Source organism: Actinokineospora xionganensis (genome assembly GCF_014323725.1).
GTDB classification, from domain to species: domain Bacteria; phylum Actinomycetota; class Actinomycetes; order Mycobacteriales; family Pseudonocardiaceae; genus Actinokineospora; species Actinokineospora xionganensis.
Window position 1 is genome coordinate 128112 of record NZ_JABVED010000001.1, and the last position, 14489, is coordinate 142600.

The 14489-nt window shown below is 70.5% G+C and carries 16 protein-coding genes; 10 read left to right on the top strand and 6 right to left on the bottom strand.

Features of this window, described 5'->3' with window-relative positions; genetic code table 11:
* Positions 1-22 precede the first annotated feature (22 nt).
* Genes GPZ80_RS00540 through GPZ80_RS00560 form a run of 5 tightly spaced genes read left to right on the top strand, consistent with a single transcriptional unit; the run spans position 23 to position 4640 of the window.
* Positions 23-1540, top strand: coding sequence for a sugar ABC transporter ATP-binding protein (locus GPZ80_RS00540; protein ID WP_187217735.1), 1518 nt, complete (start codon positions 23-25; stop codon positions 1538-1540).
* Entirely contained in the window at positions 1533-2597 is a 1065-nt protein-coding gene (locus GPZ80_RS00545; RefSeq protein ID WP_312880040.1) for an ABC transporter permease, read from the top strand. Before GPZ80_RS00540 ends, GPZ80_RS00545 begins: the two co-directional genes overlap by 8 nt.
* Before the next feature lie 11 nt (positions 2598-2608).
* Positions 2609-2911, top strand: a complete 303-nt coding sequence (locus tag GPZ80_RS00550; protein WP_187218281.1) for an L-rhamnose mutarotase — start codon at positions 2609-2611, stop codon at positions 2909-2911.
* The gene (locus GPZ80_RS00555) at positions 2908-3843 is read left to right on the top strand and encodes an aldo/keto reductase (protein ID WP_187217736.1); all 936 of its coding nucleotides are present in this window, start codon (positions 2908-2910) and stop codon (positions 3841-3843) included. Before GPZ80_RS00550 ends, GPZ80_RS00555 begins: the two co-directional genes overlap by 4 nt.
* A complete protein-coding gene (locus GPZ80_RS00560; RefSeq protein ID WP_187217737.1) occupies positions 3840-4640 on the top strand; it encodes an amidohydrolase family protein in 801 nt (266 codons plus the stop codon). Before GPZ80_RS00555 ends, GPZ80_RS00560 begins: the two co-directional genes overlap by 4 nt.
* Positions 4641-4678: 38 nt before the next feature.
* Here GPZ80_RS00560 and GPZ80_RS00565 read toward each other — a convergent pair whose 3' ends face one another.
* A complete protein-coding gene (locus GPZ80_RS00565) occupies positions 4679-5380 on the bottom strand; it encodes a FadR/GntR family transcriptional regulator (protein ID WP_187217738.1) in 702 nt (233 codons plus the stop codon).
* Positions 5381-5454: 74 nt separating this feature from the next.
* Here GPZ80_RS00565 and GPZ80_RS00570 point away from each other — a divergent pair, with 74 nt between their 5' ends.
* The 3 genes from GPZ80_RS00570 to GPZ80_RS00580 are packed head-to-tail and all read left to right on the top strand — an operon-like array spanning position 5455 to position 8254.
* A complete protein-coding gene (locus GPZ80_RS00570) occupies positions 5455-6186 on the top strand; it encodes a (Fe-S)-binding protein (RefSeq protein WP_187217739.1) in 732 nt (243 codons plus the stop codon).
* Positions 6183-7604 carry a LutB/LldF family L-lactate oxidation iron-sulfur protein gene (locus GPZ80_RS00575; RefSeq protein WP_187217740.1) on the top strand — a complete coding sequence of 474 codons (1422 nt, stop codon included), beginning with the start codon at positions 6183-6185 and terminating at the stop codon, positions 7602-7604. The genes GPZ80_RS00570 and GPZ80_RS00575 overlap by 4 nt, the downstream gene beginning before the upstream one ends.
* Positions 7601-8254: a LutC/YkgG family protein gene (locus tag GPZ80_RS00580; protein WP_187217741.1), complete on the top strand. Its 654-nt coding sequence runs from the start codon at positions 7601-7603 to the stop codon at positions 8252-8254. Before GPZ80_RS00575 ends, GPZ80_RS00580 begins: the two co-directional genes overlap by 4 nt.
* On the opposite strand, the gene GPZ80_RS00585 is transcribed toward GPZ80_RS00580, so the two are convergent.
* Positions 8218-8562 (bottom strand): DUF7668 domain-containing protein, encoded by a 345-nt coding sequence (locus tag GPZ80_RS00585; protein WP_187217742.1) that lies wholly within the window; start codon positions 8560-8562, stop codon positions 8218-8220. The two genes, GPZ80_RS00580 and GPZ80_RS00585, sit on opposite strands and share 37 nt — an antisense overlap.
* A gap of 24 nt (positions 8563-8586) precedes the next feature.
* Entirely contained in the window at positions 8587-9252 is a 666-nt protein-coding gene (locus GPZ80_RS00590) for a TetR/AcrR family transcriptional regulator (RefSeq protein ID WP_222718732.1), read from the bottom strand.
* Positions 9253-9327: 75 nt separating this feature from the next.
* Here GPZ80_RS00590 and GPZ80_RS00595 point away from each other — a divergent pair, with 75 nt between their 5' ends.
* The gene (locus GPZ80_RS00595; protein ID WP_187217743.1) at positions 9328-10497 is read left to right on the top strand and encodes a lipase family protein; all 1170 of its coding nucleotides are present in this window, start codon (positions 9328-9330) and stop codon (positions 10495-10497) included.
* Between the two features lie 87 nt (positions 10498-10584).
* Positions 10585-11382, top strand: a complete 798-nt coding sequence (locus GPZ80_RS00600) for a prepilin peptidase (protein ID WP_187217744.1) — start codon at positions 10585-10587, stop codon at positions 11380-11382.
* Here the strand turns inward: GPZ80_RS00600 and GPZ80_RS00605 are convergent.
* From GPZ80_RS00605 to GPZ80_RS00615, 3 genes are read right to left on the bottom strand one after another with little or no spacing between them, the layout of a single operon-like run.
* Positions 11360-13411, bottom strand: a complete 2052-nt coding sequence (locus GPZ80_RS00605; RefSeq protein ID WP_187217745.1) for a hypothetical protein — start codon at positions 13409-13411, stop codon at positions 11360-11362. The genes GPZ80_RS00600 and GPZ80_RS00605 overlap by 23 nt on opposite strands.
* Entirely contained in the window at positions 13408-14055 is a 648-nt protein-coding gene (locus GPZ80_RS00610) for a PulJ/GspJ family protein (protein WP_187217746.1), read from the bottom strand. The genes GPZ80_RS00605 and GPZ80_RS00610 overlap by 4 nt, the downstream gene beginning before the upstream one ends.
* A complete protein-coding gene (locus tag GPZ80_RS00615) occupies positions 14046-14489 on the bottom strand; it encodes a type IV pilus modification PilV family protein (RefSeq protein WP_187217747.1) in 444 nt (147 codons plus the stop codon). Before GPZ80_RS00615 ends, GPZ80_RS00610 begins: the two co-directional genes overlap by 10 nt.

Sequence of the window (14489 nt, forward strand, 5' to 3'; positions counted from 1 at the left end):
GCCAGGACAAGAGGAGTCCGTGATGGACGGTGCGCAGGCACCACCGGTCGTCGAGGCGGTCGGGATCGCCAAGCGGTTCGGCCCGACGGTCGCGCTCGCCGACGGGAACCTGTCGGTGCGGGCGGGAGAGACGCACGCGCTGGTCGGACGCAATGGCGCGGGCAAGTCGACCCTGGTCGGCGTGCTCACCGGGCTGCACCGGGCGGACGCCGGGGAGGTCCGGTTCGCCGGGAAACCCGCGCCCGCCCCGGGCGACCGGGCCGCCTGGCGGGAGCGGGTGGCGTGCGTCTACCAGCGGCCTTCAGTGGTCAGGGAACTGACCGTCGCGGAGAACCTCTTCCTCGGCAGACAGCCACGCGGCCGGTTCGGCCTGCTCTCCCCGGGCAGGCTGCGCCGGGAGGCGGCCGAGCTGCTGGAGGCGTGGGCGGTCCCGGTCTCGCCGGACCTGGCCGCCCGCGACCTCACCGTCGAGCAGCGCCAGCTGGTCGAGATCGCCGGGGCGCTCTCGCTGGGCGCGCGGTTCGTCATCCTCGACGAGCCGACCGCCCAGCTGGAGGCCAAGGCGATCAACCGGCTCTTCGACCGGCTGCGTGATCTTCAGCAGCAGGGCGTCACGTTCCTGTTCATCTCCCACCACCTGCCCGAGATCTACGAGATCTGCCAGCGGGTGACCGTCTTCCGCGACGCGCGGCACATCGTCACCGCGCCGGTGGCCGAGCTCAGCCACGACAAGCTGGTCGAGGCGATGATCGGCGAGGCCCGCGGCCTGGTCCAGGTCGGGGCGGACCGGCCCTCGGTGTCCGCGGACGCGGAGAAGGTGCTGGAGCTGAGCGGGGTGGGTGTGCCGGGCTTCGTCGAGTCCGTCGACCTGTCGGTGCGCCGCGGCGAGATCGTGGGCGTCGCCGGGTCGGCGGCAAGCGGGAAGCGGCAACTGGCCGAGGCGATCGCGGGCCTGCGGGCCCGCAGCGGTGAGGTCCGGGTGACCGGGCGTGTGATCAAGGCCGGTCAGGTGCCCGCCGCACTGCGCGGCGGTGTCGGCTACCTGCCGGGCGACCGCAACGTCGACGGGTTCGTGCCGGGGCTGTCGGTCGCGGAGAACGCGACGATGACCATCGCGGGCAAGCTCGGACCCAGGGGGTTCGTGCTGCCAAAGGTCCGCGACGGCCGGGCGAACACGATGATCGCCGACCTCGATGTGCACACCGCGGGCCCGCACCAGCCGGTCGGCGAGCTATCCGGCGGCAACGCGCAGAAGGTCGTCATGGCGCGCGCGTTGGCCTCCGACCCGGAGGTGCTGGTGCTCGTGCAGCCCACCGCCGGGGTCGACGTGCGATCGAAGGAATCGCTGCTGGGGGCGGTGGACGAGCAGACCCGGTCACGGCGCGGGGCGCTGCTGGTGTCAGACGAGCTCGACGACCTGCGGGTGTGCGACCGGGTCGTGGTCATGGTGGGTGGGCGCGTCGTGGGCGAGCACCCCAGGGGATGGAACGAGGCCGAACTGGTGGCCGAGATCGAGGGAATTGGTGAGTCCGGTGTCTGAGTCGACCACTGTGTCCACGGAGGTGCCCACCGAGCCGGAGGCGCCCGCGCGGCCGACGCCGCTGACGGGCAGGCCCGCGAACCGGCTGCGGCTGGCGAAGCTGCGCGATCTCGCGCTGATCCCGCCGATCATCGCGCTGCTGGTCTACGGGTACACGCTCAAGCCCGACATCTTCCTCACGCACTCGTACCTGGTCGACTCGGTGCTGAAGTACCAGGCCGTGCTGGCGATGGTGGTGCTGGCGGAGGCGCTGGTGCTCATCGTCGGCAAGTTCGACCTGTCGCTGGAATCCATCGTCGGGATCGCGCCCGCCGTGGCGATCTTCCTCGTCGTCGGCAACACTTCGGTGCTCGGCGCGCCATGGCCGACGTGGACCGTGCTGCCGGTCGCGCTGGTGTTCGGCGGGCTGATCGGGGTGTTCAACGGGCTGCTGATCGTGCGGTTCAAGCTGTCGGCGTTCATCGTGACGCTGGCGATGTTGATCTTCCTGCGCGGGCTGCAGCTGACCCTCGTCGGCGGCTCGACCATCTCGAACCTGGCCAAGCGGGTGCCGGTGATCGACTACCTCGGCAACGTCCGCATCCTGACGCTGCCGCTGTCCATCTGGATCGTGGTCGTGCTGTTCGCCGTGGGCATCGTCGTGCTCGGCTACACCCGGGTCGGGCGCTCGCTCTACGCCGTCGGCGGCAACCCCGACGCGGCGCGGGCCGCGGGCATCCGGGTCGAGCGGGTCATCTGGATGACGCTGGTCGTCGCGGGCCTGCTCGCCGCGCTCGCCGGGCTGATGATGTCGGCGCAGCTGGCGTCGGTCGCGGCCAACCAGGGCGAAGGCATGATCTTCATGGTGTTCGCCGCCGCGGTCATCGGCGGGATCAGTCTCGACGGCGGGAAGGGCTCGCTGTTCGGCGCACTGTGCGGTGTGGTGCTGCTCGGGTTGATCCGCAGCGTGCTGACCCTGGCCCAGGTGGCGCCCGACCAGATCGAGGCCGTCTACGGTCTGGTCATCCTGGTCGCGCTCGTCCTGGCGCGGCTGACCAGCGGAAAGGCACAGGACTAACGGTGGAGCGAATCGCCCTGCACACCCGGCTCAAGCCCGGCGCCGAAGCGGAGTACGAGCGGGTCCACGCGGTGATCCCGGCCGACCTGGACACCGCCCTGCGCGAGGCGGGCGTCCACACCTGGCGGATCTGGCGCGACGGACTCGACCTGTTCCACGTGGTCGAGGTCGAGGACTACCAGGCGATGCGGCGGGCGCTGGCCGACCACCCGGCGAACGTGCCGTGGCAGGCGCGGATGGCCGGGCTGCTCGACGTCGCGGACGACTACTCCGGCGACGACCGCGGTGTCTCGCTGGTGTGGGAGCTGCCGTGAAGTCGGTGCGGCTGGGCGGTTCCAAGGTCGAGGTGACCGGTCTCGGGTTCGGCGGGGCGGGCATCGGCAACCTGTTCACCGCCGTGTCCGACGCTGACGCCCGGGGTGCGGTGGACGCGGCGTGGGCGGCGGGGGTGCGCTACTTCGACACGGCGCCGCACTATGGCCTCGGGTTGTCCGAGCGGCGGCTGGGGGCCGCTCTGGCCGACCGCCCGCGATCGGAGTACGTCGTCTCGACGAAGGTCGGCCGGATCCTGGAGCCCGCGGCGGGCGGCCGCGACGACGAGGGCTTCGACGTCCCCGCCGACTTCCGCCGTCGCTGGGACTTCAGCGCCGACGGCGTGCGCAGGTCCATTGAGGACAGTCTGGAACGCCTTGGACTGGTCCGGATCGACCTCGTGCTGCTGCACGATCCGGACAACCACTGGGCGGAGGCGGTCGGGTCGGCGTACCCGGCGCTGCACGACTTGCGCTCGCAGGGGGTCGTGGGCGCGATCGGCGTGGGCATGAACCAGTGGGAGCTGCCCGCCCGGTTCGTCGCCGAGACGGACATCGACGTGGTGATGCTCGCAGGCCGGTACACGCTGCTCGACCGGTCGGCGGCTCCGGAACTGCTGCCGCTGTGTCTTCGTCGGGGGGTCTCGGTGATCGCGGCGGGGGTGTTCAACAGCGGGGTGCTGGCCACCGACTCGCCGGGCTCGACCTACGACTACGCCCCGGTCCCTGAACCTGTGCGTGCCAGGGCGGCGCGGATGGCGGAGATCTGCCATGCGCATGGGGTGACCTTGCCGCAGGCGGCGATCGCGTTCGCCGCCCGGCATCCGGCGGTGGCTTCGGTTCTCGTCGGCGCCCAGTCGGCGGATCAGTTCGCCCGCAACGCTTCCCTGTATGCCACCTCGGTGCCCGTCGAGCTGTGGGACGACCTGCCGTGACCGTCGACGCTCACCACCATCTGTGGGATCCGGCAGGCCGGGACTACCCCTGGATGAGTTCGCCCGATTTGGATCCGATCCGGCGGGTGTACACAGTGGACGATTTGGCGAGAGTCGTCTCGGGGACGTCTGTGCTTGTGCAGACGGTGTCCTCGGTTGAGGAGACGGCGGAGTTCCTTGCCGTGGCTCGTGGTTCCGGTGGTCTGATCGCAGGTGTTGTCGGGTGGGTGGACCTGGAGGGCGACTTGGTCCTGCCTTCGGATGACCTGCTTGTCGGAGTTCGGCACCAGTTGGAGGACGAACCCGATCCGGCTTGGCTGCTGCGCCCGTCGGTGATGGCGTCCCTGCGTGCTTTGGGGCTTCCGTACGACTTGCTGGTGCGCGGGCCCCAGCGGGCGGCGGCGCTGGCAGGTGTCCGGGAGCTTGGCGAGGTGTCGTTTGTGCTCGACCACGCTGGAAAGCCGGAGATCGCGGCGGGGGAGTGGGAGCCGTGGGCTTCGTGGATCAGCGCTATGGCCGCTTGTCCGAACGTGGTGTGCAAGCTGTCGGGGCTGACCACGCAGGCGTCATGGGATGGGTGGACGGTCGAGCAGGTGTTGCCTTATGCGGCCCATGTTCTCGCGGCGTTCGGGATGGATCGGGTGATGTTCGGCTCCGACTGGCCGGTGTGTGACCTCGCGGGCGGCTACAGCGGTGCGCTGTCGGTCGCCGAGGCGGCACTGGTCGGTTGTGGCGCCGATGAGCGCGCGGCCGTTCTCGGGGGGACCGCTCGGCGCGTGTATGGGTTGAGCGGTTGACCGCGCTGGGTGGTTTCAGAGAGGCGGATCGGGTGGCGTCATTCCTGTTCGAGGGCGGATTCCGCGGACCCGAGCGTGTTGCGGAGCCACTGCTCCACGCCTGCCACGTGCACTGTCGCCCACGCCCGGGCGACCTCAGGCTGCCGCGACTCGATGGCCTCACAGATGGCGTCATGCTGTTCGCGGGTGCGGCGGACCGCGCCCTCCTGCGTCAGGCCTCGCCAGATGCGGGCGCGGGCCGTGGGGCCGGACAGGCCGTCGATGAGAGAGCACAGAACCGTGTTGCCCGAGCCCGCGGCGATGCGGCTGTGGAACTTGAGGTCGTTGGCGACCAGGGCCTCCACGGTCGGGTCTTCGTCGAGTTCGTCGAGGATGGCGCGGAGTTCGGCGACGTCGGCGTCGGTCATGGTCTTGGCGGCCATGGCGGTGGCGGCGGGCTCGAGGATGCGGCGGACTTCGAGGAACTGCAGGACGGTGTCATCCTGGTGGAAGTCGACCATGAAGCCCATGGCGTCGAGGAGCAGGTCCGGTTCGAGGCTGGTGACGTACGTGCCGTCGCCCTGGCGCACGTGCAGCACCCTGATCAGCGACAACGCCTTGACCGCCTCCCGCAGGGAGCTGCGCGACAGGCCAAGGCGCTCGGCGAGGTCGGCTTCCTTCGGCAGGCGCGAGCCGGGGCCGAGTTCGCCGTTGACGATCATCGCCTTGATCTTCTCGATGGCTTCGTCGGTGACTGGCACGGCAACTCCTCCTGCGGACATCCGATGTTTCGTAGGATAGCCGGGCGTGGCCCGAAATGTGGAAAGGTTCGCCGATGAGGGTCGCCCTCTTCATCACCTGCTTCAACGACACGCTGTTCCCAGCGACCGGCCAAGCCGTGGTGCGCGTGCTGGAGCGGCTTGGCCACGAGGTGGTCTTTCCGCCGGACCAGACGTGTTGCGGGCAGATGCATTTCAACACCGGCTACCAGCGTGAGTGCGTCCCGCTGGTCCGGTCCTTCGTCGACACCTTCGCCGACGCCGACGTCGTGGTGGCGCCGTCCGCGTCGTGTGTCGGGATGGTCCGGGACTTCCACGGCCGGGTCGCCGAGGTGTCGGGGGACCGGGGACTGGCCGCCGCGGTGGCCGAGACGGCGCCGCGCGTGCACGAGTTCACCGAGTTCCTGGTCGACATCGCGGGGGTGACCGACGTCGGCGCGTACTTCCCGCACCGGGTCACCTACCACCCGACCTGCCACGGTCTGCGCCTGCTCAAGCTCGGCGACCGGCCCCAAGCGCTGCTGCGCGCGGTGGAGGGGATCGACCTGGTGGACCTGCCGGACGCGACCGAGTGCTGCGGGTTCGGTGGCACGTTCGCGGTGAAGAACTCCGACGTCTCGGTCGCCATGGGCACCGACAAGGTGGCACGAGTGCTGGCCACCGGCGCGGAGGTGCTGACCGCGGCCGACAACTCCTGCCTGATGCACGTCGGCGGGCTGCTGTCGCGGTCGAAGTCGAGCGTGCGGGTCATGCACCTCGCCGAGATCCTGGCCGGTGAGCGCGGATGACCGGCACCTGGCTCGGGATGCCGCCCTTCCCCGAGGCGGCCCGCAAAGCGCTCGGCGACACGCAACTGCGCACCAACCTGCGCAAGGCGACCGGCACGATCCGAGGTAAGCGGGCGGCCGTGGTCGCCGAACGCGCGGACTGGGAGGCGTTGCGGGTCGCGGGCAAGGAGATCAAAGACCGCACCCTGCACAACCTCGACACCTACCTCGAACAGTTGGAGCGCAACGTCACCGCGGCGGGCGGTGTCGTCCACTGGGCGCGTGACGCGGCCGAGGCCAACCGGATCGTGATCGACCTTGTCCGGGCGGCCGACGCCGACGAGGTGGTCAAAGTGAAGTCCATGGCCACCCAGGAGATCGAACTCAATGAGGCGCTGGCCGAGGCGGGCATCGCCGCCTACGAGACCGACCTGGCCGAGCTGATCGTCCAACTGGGACACGACCGGCCGTCGCACATCCTGGTGCCCGCCATCCACCGCAACCGCGCGGAGATCAGGGACATCTTCCTGCGCGAGATGCCCGGGGTGACCGAAGCCCTCACCGACGACCCGGCCGAGCTGGCCGCCGCGGCCCGGGCGCACCTGCGGCGCAAGTTCCTCACCGCCAAGGTCGCCGTGTCCGGCGCGAACTTCGCCGTCGCCGACTCCGGCACGCTCGTCGTGGTGGAGTCCGAGGGCAACGGACGGATGTGCCTGACCCTGCCGGAGGTGCTGATCAGCGTGGTCGGCATCGAGAAGCTGGTCCCGACCTGGCAGGACCTCGAAGTCATGCTCCAGTTGCTGCCACGCTCGTCGACCGGCGAGCGGATGAACCCGTACACCTCGACGTGGACCGGCGTGACCCCCGGCGACGGCCCGCGGGAGTTCCACCTGATCCTGCTCGACAACGGCCGCACCGACGCGCTCGCCGACGACATCGGACGCCAGGCGCTGCGGTGCATCCGCTGCTCGGCGTGCCTCAACGTCTGCCCGGTCTACGAGCGGACCGGCGGCCACGCCTACGGTTCGGTCTACCCCGGCCCCATCGGCGCGATCCTCACCCCGCAGCTGCGCGGCGTCACCGCGGACGAGGTCTCACCGACTCTCCCGTTCGCCTCGACCCTGTGCGGCGCCTGCTACGAGGTGTGCCCGGTGCTCATCGACATCCCGCAGGCCCTCGTCCACCTGCGCGCCAAAGCCGTCGACGCCAAGCGCGGCAAGCCTTCCGCCGAGCGCGCGGCCATGCGGGTGGCGCAGTGGTTCTTCGGCAGCTCCCGCAGGCTGCGCGTGGCGCAGCGCCTGGTCGCGACCGGCGGCCGGGTCTTGAGCCGCCGCGGCCGCATCGGCAGGTTGCCCGGCCCGCTCAAGGGCTGGAGCGGCGCCCGCGACACCGCGACCCCGCCCCGGCGGACGTTCCGAACCTGGTGGGAGTCCCGATGACCGCGCGCGAAGAGATCCTCGGCCGAATCCGATCCGCCCTGTCCACAGTGGACAAGACGGAGACGGTCGTGTCCCGGGATTACGAGCAGACCATCGAAGGCGACTTGGTCGAGCTGTTCGCCGAACGGGTCGCCGACTACCGAGCCACGGTCGTGCGCACGGCCGCCGACAGGCTGCCGGAAGCCATCGCCGAACAGTTGGCCCACTTCGGCATCAGCTCGGTCGTCACCCCCGCCGACCTACCCGCGCAATGGGTCCCGCACGCCGACACCGACGCCCCACCCCTGCGCGTCCCGGCCCTCGACGCCACCGACGGCGTCGTCACCGCCTGCGCCGTGGGCATCGCCGAGACCGGCACCATCGTGCTCGACGCGGGTGCGGGACAAGGCAGGCGCGCGCTCACCTTGGTCCCCGACTTCCATCTGTGCGTCGTAAGGGCCGACCAGATCGTCGGCACGGTCCCCGAGGCGATCGCCCGACTCGACGGCACCCGCCCGCTCACCTGGATCAGCGGCCCGTCGGCCACCAGCGACATCGAACTCAACCGGGTCGAAGGCGTCCACGGCCCCCGCATCCTGGTCGTCGTCATCGCGGGCGCGCCGGAAGAGGTGCCTCAGGCCACGAGGATGTCGTCGATCTCCACGCCGTAGACCCCGGACATCACTTCGACCAGGGTCGCCCTCAGTTCGAGGTCGGACCGCCCTTCTTCGGCTGTCCACAGCGGAAAGTCGACCTTGTAGACCCGCTTGCCGTCGCGCGTCCCCTCGTAGGCGTCGAGGTCGGCGTAGGCCGCCGCGGGCGGGCGGACGAAGGTGCGGCCGTAGTCGCGGAGCGCGGTGGTCATCATCTCCGCGGTCAGCCGCTTGCCCTGGGTCATCCGCTCCAGGGTGTCGTGGCTCGGCTCGACGAGCAGCCCCACCGCGATCCGCAGTGCCTGCACGGCTTCAGCGGGAACCACGCCATCACCTCCTGAGCTCCGGGGTCAGCCGGTGAGGAGCGTAGTGGCGAGCGCCACCAGGGCGACTTCGAGTTCGTCGGCCGACTTGCGCTGGTGCAGGGACCAGTCGTAGACCACTGAGTTCAGCGCGCCGATGAGGGCGAGGGCGGCGAACCGGAAGTCCCGGGGTGGGATCTCGCCGCGGGCGATCGCGGCTTCGCCTTCGTGGGTGACCGTGGCGATGATGGCTTCGCGGTACTCCAAGCGGGTCTGTTCCACCGCGGGGCTGGCGCCGACGACCTCCACGAAGCTGACCCGGACCCGACGGGGGTCGGAGATGATCGTGCGCAGATACGCGGTCACGGCCGCGACCAGGCGCGCCTCGATCGGGGCCGCGGGCGCCTCGGCGAGCGCGGTAGCGGTCGCGGTGAGCGCGTCCTCGGTGATCTGCGAGTGCAGCGCGATCAGGACCGCTTCCTTGTTGGTGAACTCCTGGTAGAAGTGCCGCGTCGACACCTTCGCCGCCGAGCAGAGCCGGTCGATGGGCGTCACCTGGTAGCCCTCGGTGCCGAACAGGTCGAGCGCGGCTTCCAGCAGGCGCTCCCGGCGGGCGGCGCTGCGTTCTCCCGCGTCGCGGCCCGAGTAGCGGCGGGTCGCCGGTGTGGTCACTGCCTCGGTCATCGGCTTGGTCAACTCTCCAGCTCTTGTCATCGGGGTCGCGTAGCGCCTACGGTAGCCGCCAGGTCCAAAGCGAAAAGATACATTTTCGATTGTGGAGGTCGGTCCATGAAACGCACGGCACTGTGGGCATTGCTGGTGGTCGCGGCGGGATCACTGGTTGGCGGCGTGGTCGTCCCGACCGCGGTCGCGGCGCCGGAGGCGATCGTGGAACCGGACCTCGACCCCTTCTACCGACCCGCGGCGGGCTTCGAGGCCGCGGCTCCGGGCACGGTGCTCAAGCAGCGGGACGTCACCGCCGCCGGGCTGCCCGCGCTGCAGCTGCAGGTGCGCAGCACCGACGCGAAGGACCGTCCGGTCACGGTGGTCTCGACGCTGATCGTGCCGTCGACGCCCTATCCCGGCCGGCGGCCGCTGCTGTCCTACCAGCCCGCGACCGACAGCCTCGGCGACCAGTGCAACCCGTCCTACACGCTGCGGACCGGCACCGAGAAGGAGACCGCGCTGCTCGGGTTGGGGCTGGCCAAGGGGTGGGCGGTGGTGGTCACCGACTATCAGGGCCCGCGTGACGCCTATGGCGCGGGACGGATGGAGGGGCACGCGGTGCTCGACGGCATCCGCGGCGCGACCTCGGTGCCAGAGGCTGGGCTGGTGAACGCGAAGATCGGTATGTGGGGCTACTCGGGCGGCGCGCTCGCCTCGGGCTGGGCGGCCGAGCTGCAGCCGACGTACGCCCCGAAACTGCGCATCGCGGGCGTCGCCGCGGGTGGCATCCCGGCCGACCTCACGCTGGCCGCGAAGACAATGGACGGCGGACCGTTCTCGGGGCTCGGCCTCGGCGCCGTCAACGGTCTCATGCGTGAGTACCCCGAATTGGAGTCGCTGCTCAACGACGCGGGCCGCGCACTCCAGGCCGACATGGACGACATGTGCGTGGGGGAGCTGGCCACCGGATACCCGTTCCGCAAGCTGACCGAGTTCACCACCTCGCCCGACCCGCTGAACGAGCCGGTCGGCCGCGAGGTGCTGGCGCTCAACCGAATGGGCGCGCAGGCGCCCGCCGCGCCGGTCTACCTGTACCACTCGAAGTTCGACGAGCTGATCCCGTGGGCCGCCGGTGACGCGGTCCGCCGCGAGTGGTGCGCGAAGGGCACCAAGGTCACCTTCCACACCGACTACCTCAGCGAGCACAACGTCCTGGCGGTCACCGGCGCCCCCGCCGCCGTCGCCTACCTCACCGCCCGCTTCTCCGCCCTCCCCCTAACCAACACCTGCTGACCCCCGCGACTCGCTTGCCTGGAGGGGCGACTCGCGGGTGTTGGGCGATACGGTGGGGGGTGAGGTGGCCGACGGGCGGGAGTGGGGATGCAGGTCGTCCTGTATGTCATGGTCACGCTGCTGGGTTTGGCAGTCGGGTCCTTCCTCAATGTGGTTATCCACCGGGTGCCGCGCGGCGAGTCGGTGGTGAGTCCGGCGTCGCGCTGCCCGAGCTGTGGGAAGCCGGTGCGGGCCCGACACAACCTCCCGGTGTTCGGCTGGCTTGTCCTCAGAGGACGGTGTGCGGACTGCGGCGCGCCGATCGGGGTCCGCTACCCGTTGGTGGAGCTGGGCACGGCGCTGGTCTTCCTCGTGGTGGCCGTGCGGATGTGGCAGCTGGGGCTGGTGTCCGCGCTGCCCGCGTACCTGTACTTCGCGGCGGCCGGGATCGCGCTCGCCCTGATCGACCTGGACGTGCGCAGGCTGCCGTCGGCGATCATCCTGCCGTCCTACCCGGTGCTCGCCGCGCTGTTGGCGGTGTCCTCGGCGGTGCGCGACGACTGGTGGTCGCTCGGCCGCGCCGGTATCGGCGCCGCCGCCCTGTTCGCGTTCTACTTCCTGCTGGCGCTGGTGTACCCAGCCGGGATGGGGTTCGGCGACGTGCGGCTCTCGGGCCTGCTGGGCGGCGTGCTCGCCTACCTGTCGTGGTCGACGCTGGTCGTCGGCGCGTTCGGCGGCTTCGTCCTGGGCGCGCTCGTGGGGGCGGTGGTCCTCGCGGCAGGACGCGGCGACCGCAAGACCGCGCTCCCGTTCGGGCCGTTCATGATCCTGGGCGCCCTGCTGGCCCTGTTCGTCGCCGAGCCCATCGCGGACTGGTACCTGGTCACCGTGGGTTGGACCAGCTGAGCACGCTGACTTGTCGTCGCCCCGGCAGCGGGGTGACCGGGTCGGCGTCGACGAAGGCGACTTTCGCCCGGAGGCTGGGTGTCCCGCTGGTCGCGCACGGTCCCGGCGACGGGCAGAGATAGACGCTGAGGTACACGCTGAACACGAAGCCGGGCGAGTCGTCGGGAACCTCGATGACGGGACCGCTGTAGAAGAAGCTGCCGGTCAGCTTGACCCACAGGGAGCGGGAGACGACGCCGAAGCGAAAGACCTGCTCGGCGGCGTTGTTCAGGGTGATGTCGAGGGCGGCGTGCGGGGCGTAGGTGGTGCCCTGGACGTAGAACTGGTTGTTGGGGCTGCCATCGGAGGTCACCATCGCGCACCGGGAGGCGTTGCCGAGCCCGGTGTAGGGGGCCGCGGTGACGCAGCCGGCGCCCGCCCGGAAGGCCGGTGCCACATAGGTGAGGTCGAGCTGGATCGCGTCGATGTCGGCCACCGTCGGCCTGTCCACCGAGACCTTGAGATCGATCGTCGCGCCGGTGAAGGTTCCCTTGTGGATGGACTCCGCGAGAGCGCCGGTGCGTGCGGGGTCGATGGGGATCGTGGTGGTCTGGAAGAGGGGTGAGCCTGCCCGCCCGGCGGCCGAGGCGCTGATCGGCGTGCCGCCCTGCGGTGTCAGCGTCACCTGGAGGGCGTCGCTCCGGGAGTCGTCGGAGTGCCGGTGGGTGACCTTCACCGTCGCCGATTTGAGAATCGATCCGGCCGGGATCGGGGACGGCGGCGCGAATCCGGTCGCCTTGATAGTCGTGTCGTCCTTCTTCGTGGCTGTCCAGGAGGCGAAGTTGACCGCGTCCGCGTCGGCGAGCGCCGCGGGCGTCGCGGTCGGACCGAAGGCACCCTGGCCCGGGACGCCCGTGAGCTTGAGGTCGGTGAGCGCGGTGTCGGTCTCCGACCCGGACTTCAACCCGTAGACCGCGACCGGTGGTCTGGTGGCGCTGTAGGTGCCGCAGATCTCCGCCTGACCCGCCTTGACCGCGAGCTGGCTGTCGCCGCCGAAGATGAACTGGACGCCGACCGCGTTGGCGTCCTTGATCGGGTTGTTGCAGGAGCCGGGGATCGTGGGGTTGAGCGGTGGCTGGGCGATCACCTGGCCCGCGGCGTTGACCGGGGTGCCCGCGACGAGTTTCCCGGTGTCGATCGTCCAGATGTTGCCCCCAGCCGAGGGCAGCCGTGGATTGGCGTTGGGGCCGGTGTTGTGAAAGTCGAAGTAGTACGCGCCGGGTTTGAACCACCAGACGCTGTTCTTGCAGGCACTGCCGTTGCCCATCATGGCGGTCAGGGCGTTCGCGTCGTCGTAGTAGCCCGGCTCGAAGGTGATCCGGCCCGTGCTCGTGCACGCGGGCAGGGTGCGGTGGGGCGGGGCCGCCGCCACGGCGGGCAGGTAGTTCGGGTCTTCGCCGAGGGGGTTCGCAGGCGCGTAGGGGCATGACGGGGGCGACGGGTCGCTGATGATCGTGCCGGAGCAGCCGGTCCGCCCGTAGACGCGGGTGTTCGTCGCCAGCGTGCCGTTGACGACGTTGATGTTGGAGTTCGAGAACACCACGCCGCGCACACGGAACATCGAACCGGTGGGCTGCTGGATGTTGACGCCGTCCTCGCCCCCGTGCGTGCCGAGGGTGAGGACCGCGCTGCCCGGCCGGTTGCACATCGACAGCGACGGGCACTGGATGAGGACCTTGGACGGGTCGGCCCCGCACGCCACGGTCGCCGCGCCCGCCCCCGCGATCCCGTCGAGGGTCAGCGTGTCGGATCCGCCGAAGCAGTTCTGTCCGGGGGAGTTGTTGTAGGTGCTGTTGCGGATGGTGTTGATCGCCGCGGCCATCGCGCCGTCCGAGGTGGACGCGGTGGCGCCCTGGTCGCGCAGCGCGATGGTGGTGCGGATGCTCGTGCCGGAGAAGGTGAGCAGCGACAGCAGGCCCAGGCTGATCACCACGACCAGCACCAGCACCAGGATCAGCGCGGCGCCGCTGTCGTCGTCTCGGCGTCTCATGTCTGCCTCCGCTGCCCGTTCAGGCTGATCTCATAGGGGTCGGCGTTCGGCGTGGTGACGGTGAACGTCAGCGTCACCCGCTGTGGCACGGCCGCGGTGTCGCACGCGCCGCCGCAGTCCACGGTGAGCGTCGCCGGGTCGACGTAGTGGGCGACGACGATGTCGGCGACGGCGCCGCCCGCGCACTTGATCCGGTGCAGTTCGCTGACGGGTCCCATCGGCACCAGGTAGTAGGCGACGACGTCCACGCTCGACGCCGGGGCGGCGGCGGAGTTGTCCCAGCGCTCCGACAGGAGACGGATCTTGGCGGTGGGGGTCGCGACCGTGCCGCACACGTGCCCGCCCGCGTCGAACGCCGCGTCGAGTTGGATGGACGGCTTGAACGCGACCCCGGTCAGGCCGTGCGCGGCGGCGTAGTCGCGGATGCCGACGGTGGCGACGTCCTGGCCGAAATAGGTGGCGCTGATCTGGGAGTCGTGCGACAGCTGCAGCCGAGCCGACGCGCTCGCCGACTGGCGCAGTCCGGCGATGATGAGGTTCGCCAGCGGCGCGGTGATCACCCCTAGGATCACGATCGCCATCAGCAGTTCGACAAGGGTGAACCCGGCTTCATCGTCGCCGCCGCGGCGGGGAGTCAGCCGCATATCGGCTCCCCGAGGCCGCAGGGCTTGCGGATCACGATGACGCTGCGCTCGGTGGCGCGGCCGTCGTCGCCCGCCACCTGCAACGTGAGCTGCTGCAGCCCGGTGTCGGTTCCGCAGGAGCCCTGCCAGGCGGTGCCGTTCCAGTACTTCGTCGCGGTGACCGCCGAGGTGTATCCGGCGGGGACGACGAATCCGGCGGGGGAGGCATAGGCGCCGGGCCCGGCGCACGCGACGTAGCCGCCGTTGGCGACGCTGGTGCGGATGGCCTCGCCGAAGTCGCGGACCATGGTGCCCGCGGTGGACTGCTTCCGGTGCACGTCGGAGGCGAGCACGCTGGTGGTCAGGCCCGCGCCGATCGCCACCGCGCCGATGCCGAGGATCACCACGGCGATCAGGAGTTCCAGGAGCGTCTCGCCCCGGTCGTCGGCGCGCAT

Coding starts and splice junctions, on each gene's coding strand:
- GPZ80_RS00575 (WP_187217740.1), top strand. CDS start 6,183: ATGACCGGCACCTGGCTCGGGATGCCGCCCTTCCCCGAGGCGGCCCGC.
- GPZ80_RS00590 (WP_222718732.1), bottom strand. CDS start 9,252: ATGACAAGAGCTGGAGAGTTGACCAAGCCGATGACCGAGGCAGTGACC.
- GPZ80_RS00605 (WP_187217745.1), bottom strand. CDS start 13,411: ATGAGACGCCGAGACGACGACAGCGGCGCCGCGCTGATCCTGGTGCTG.
- GPZ80_RS00580 (WP_187217741.1), top strand. CDS start 7,601: ATGACCGCGCGCGAAGAGATCCTCGGCCGAATCCGATCCGCCCTGTCC.
- GPZ80_RS00595 (WP_187217743.1), top strand. CDS start 9,328: ATGAAACGCACGGCACTGTGGGCATTGCTGGTGGTCGCGGCGGGATCA.
- GPZ80_RS00600 (WP_187217744.1), top strand. CDS start 10,585: ATGCAGGTCGTCCTGTATGTCATGGTCACGCTGCTGGGTTTGGCAGTC.
- GPZ80_RS00610 (WP_187217746.1), bottom strand. CDS start 14,055: ATGCGGCTGACTCCCCGCCGCGGCGGCGACGATGAAGCCGGGTTCACC.
- GPZ80_RS00540 (WP_187217735.1), top strand. CDS start 23: ATGGACGGTGCGCAGGCACCACCGGTCGTCGAGGCGGTCGGGATCGCC.
- GPZ80_RS00615 (WP_187217747.1), bottom strand. CDS start 14,489: ATGCGCGCCGACGACCGGGGCGAGACGCTCCTGGAACTCCTGATCGCC.
- GPZ80_RS00570 (WP_187217739.1), top strand. CDS start 5,455: ATGAGGGTCGCCCTCTTCATCACCTGCTTCAACGACACGCTGTTCCCA.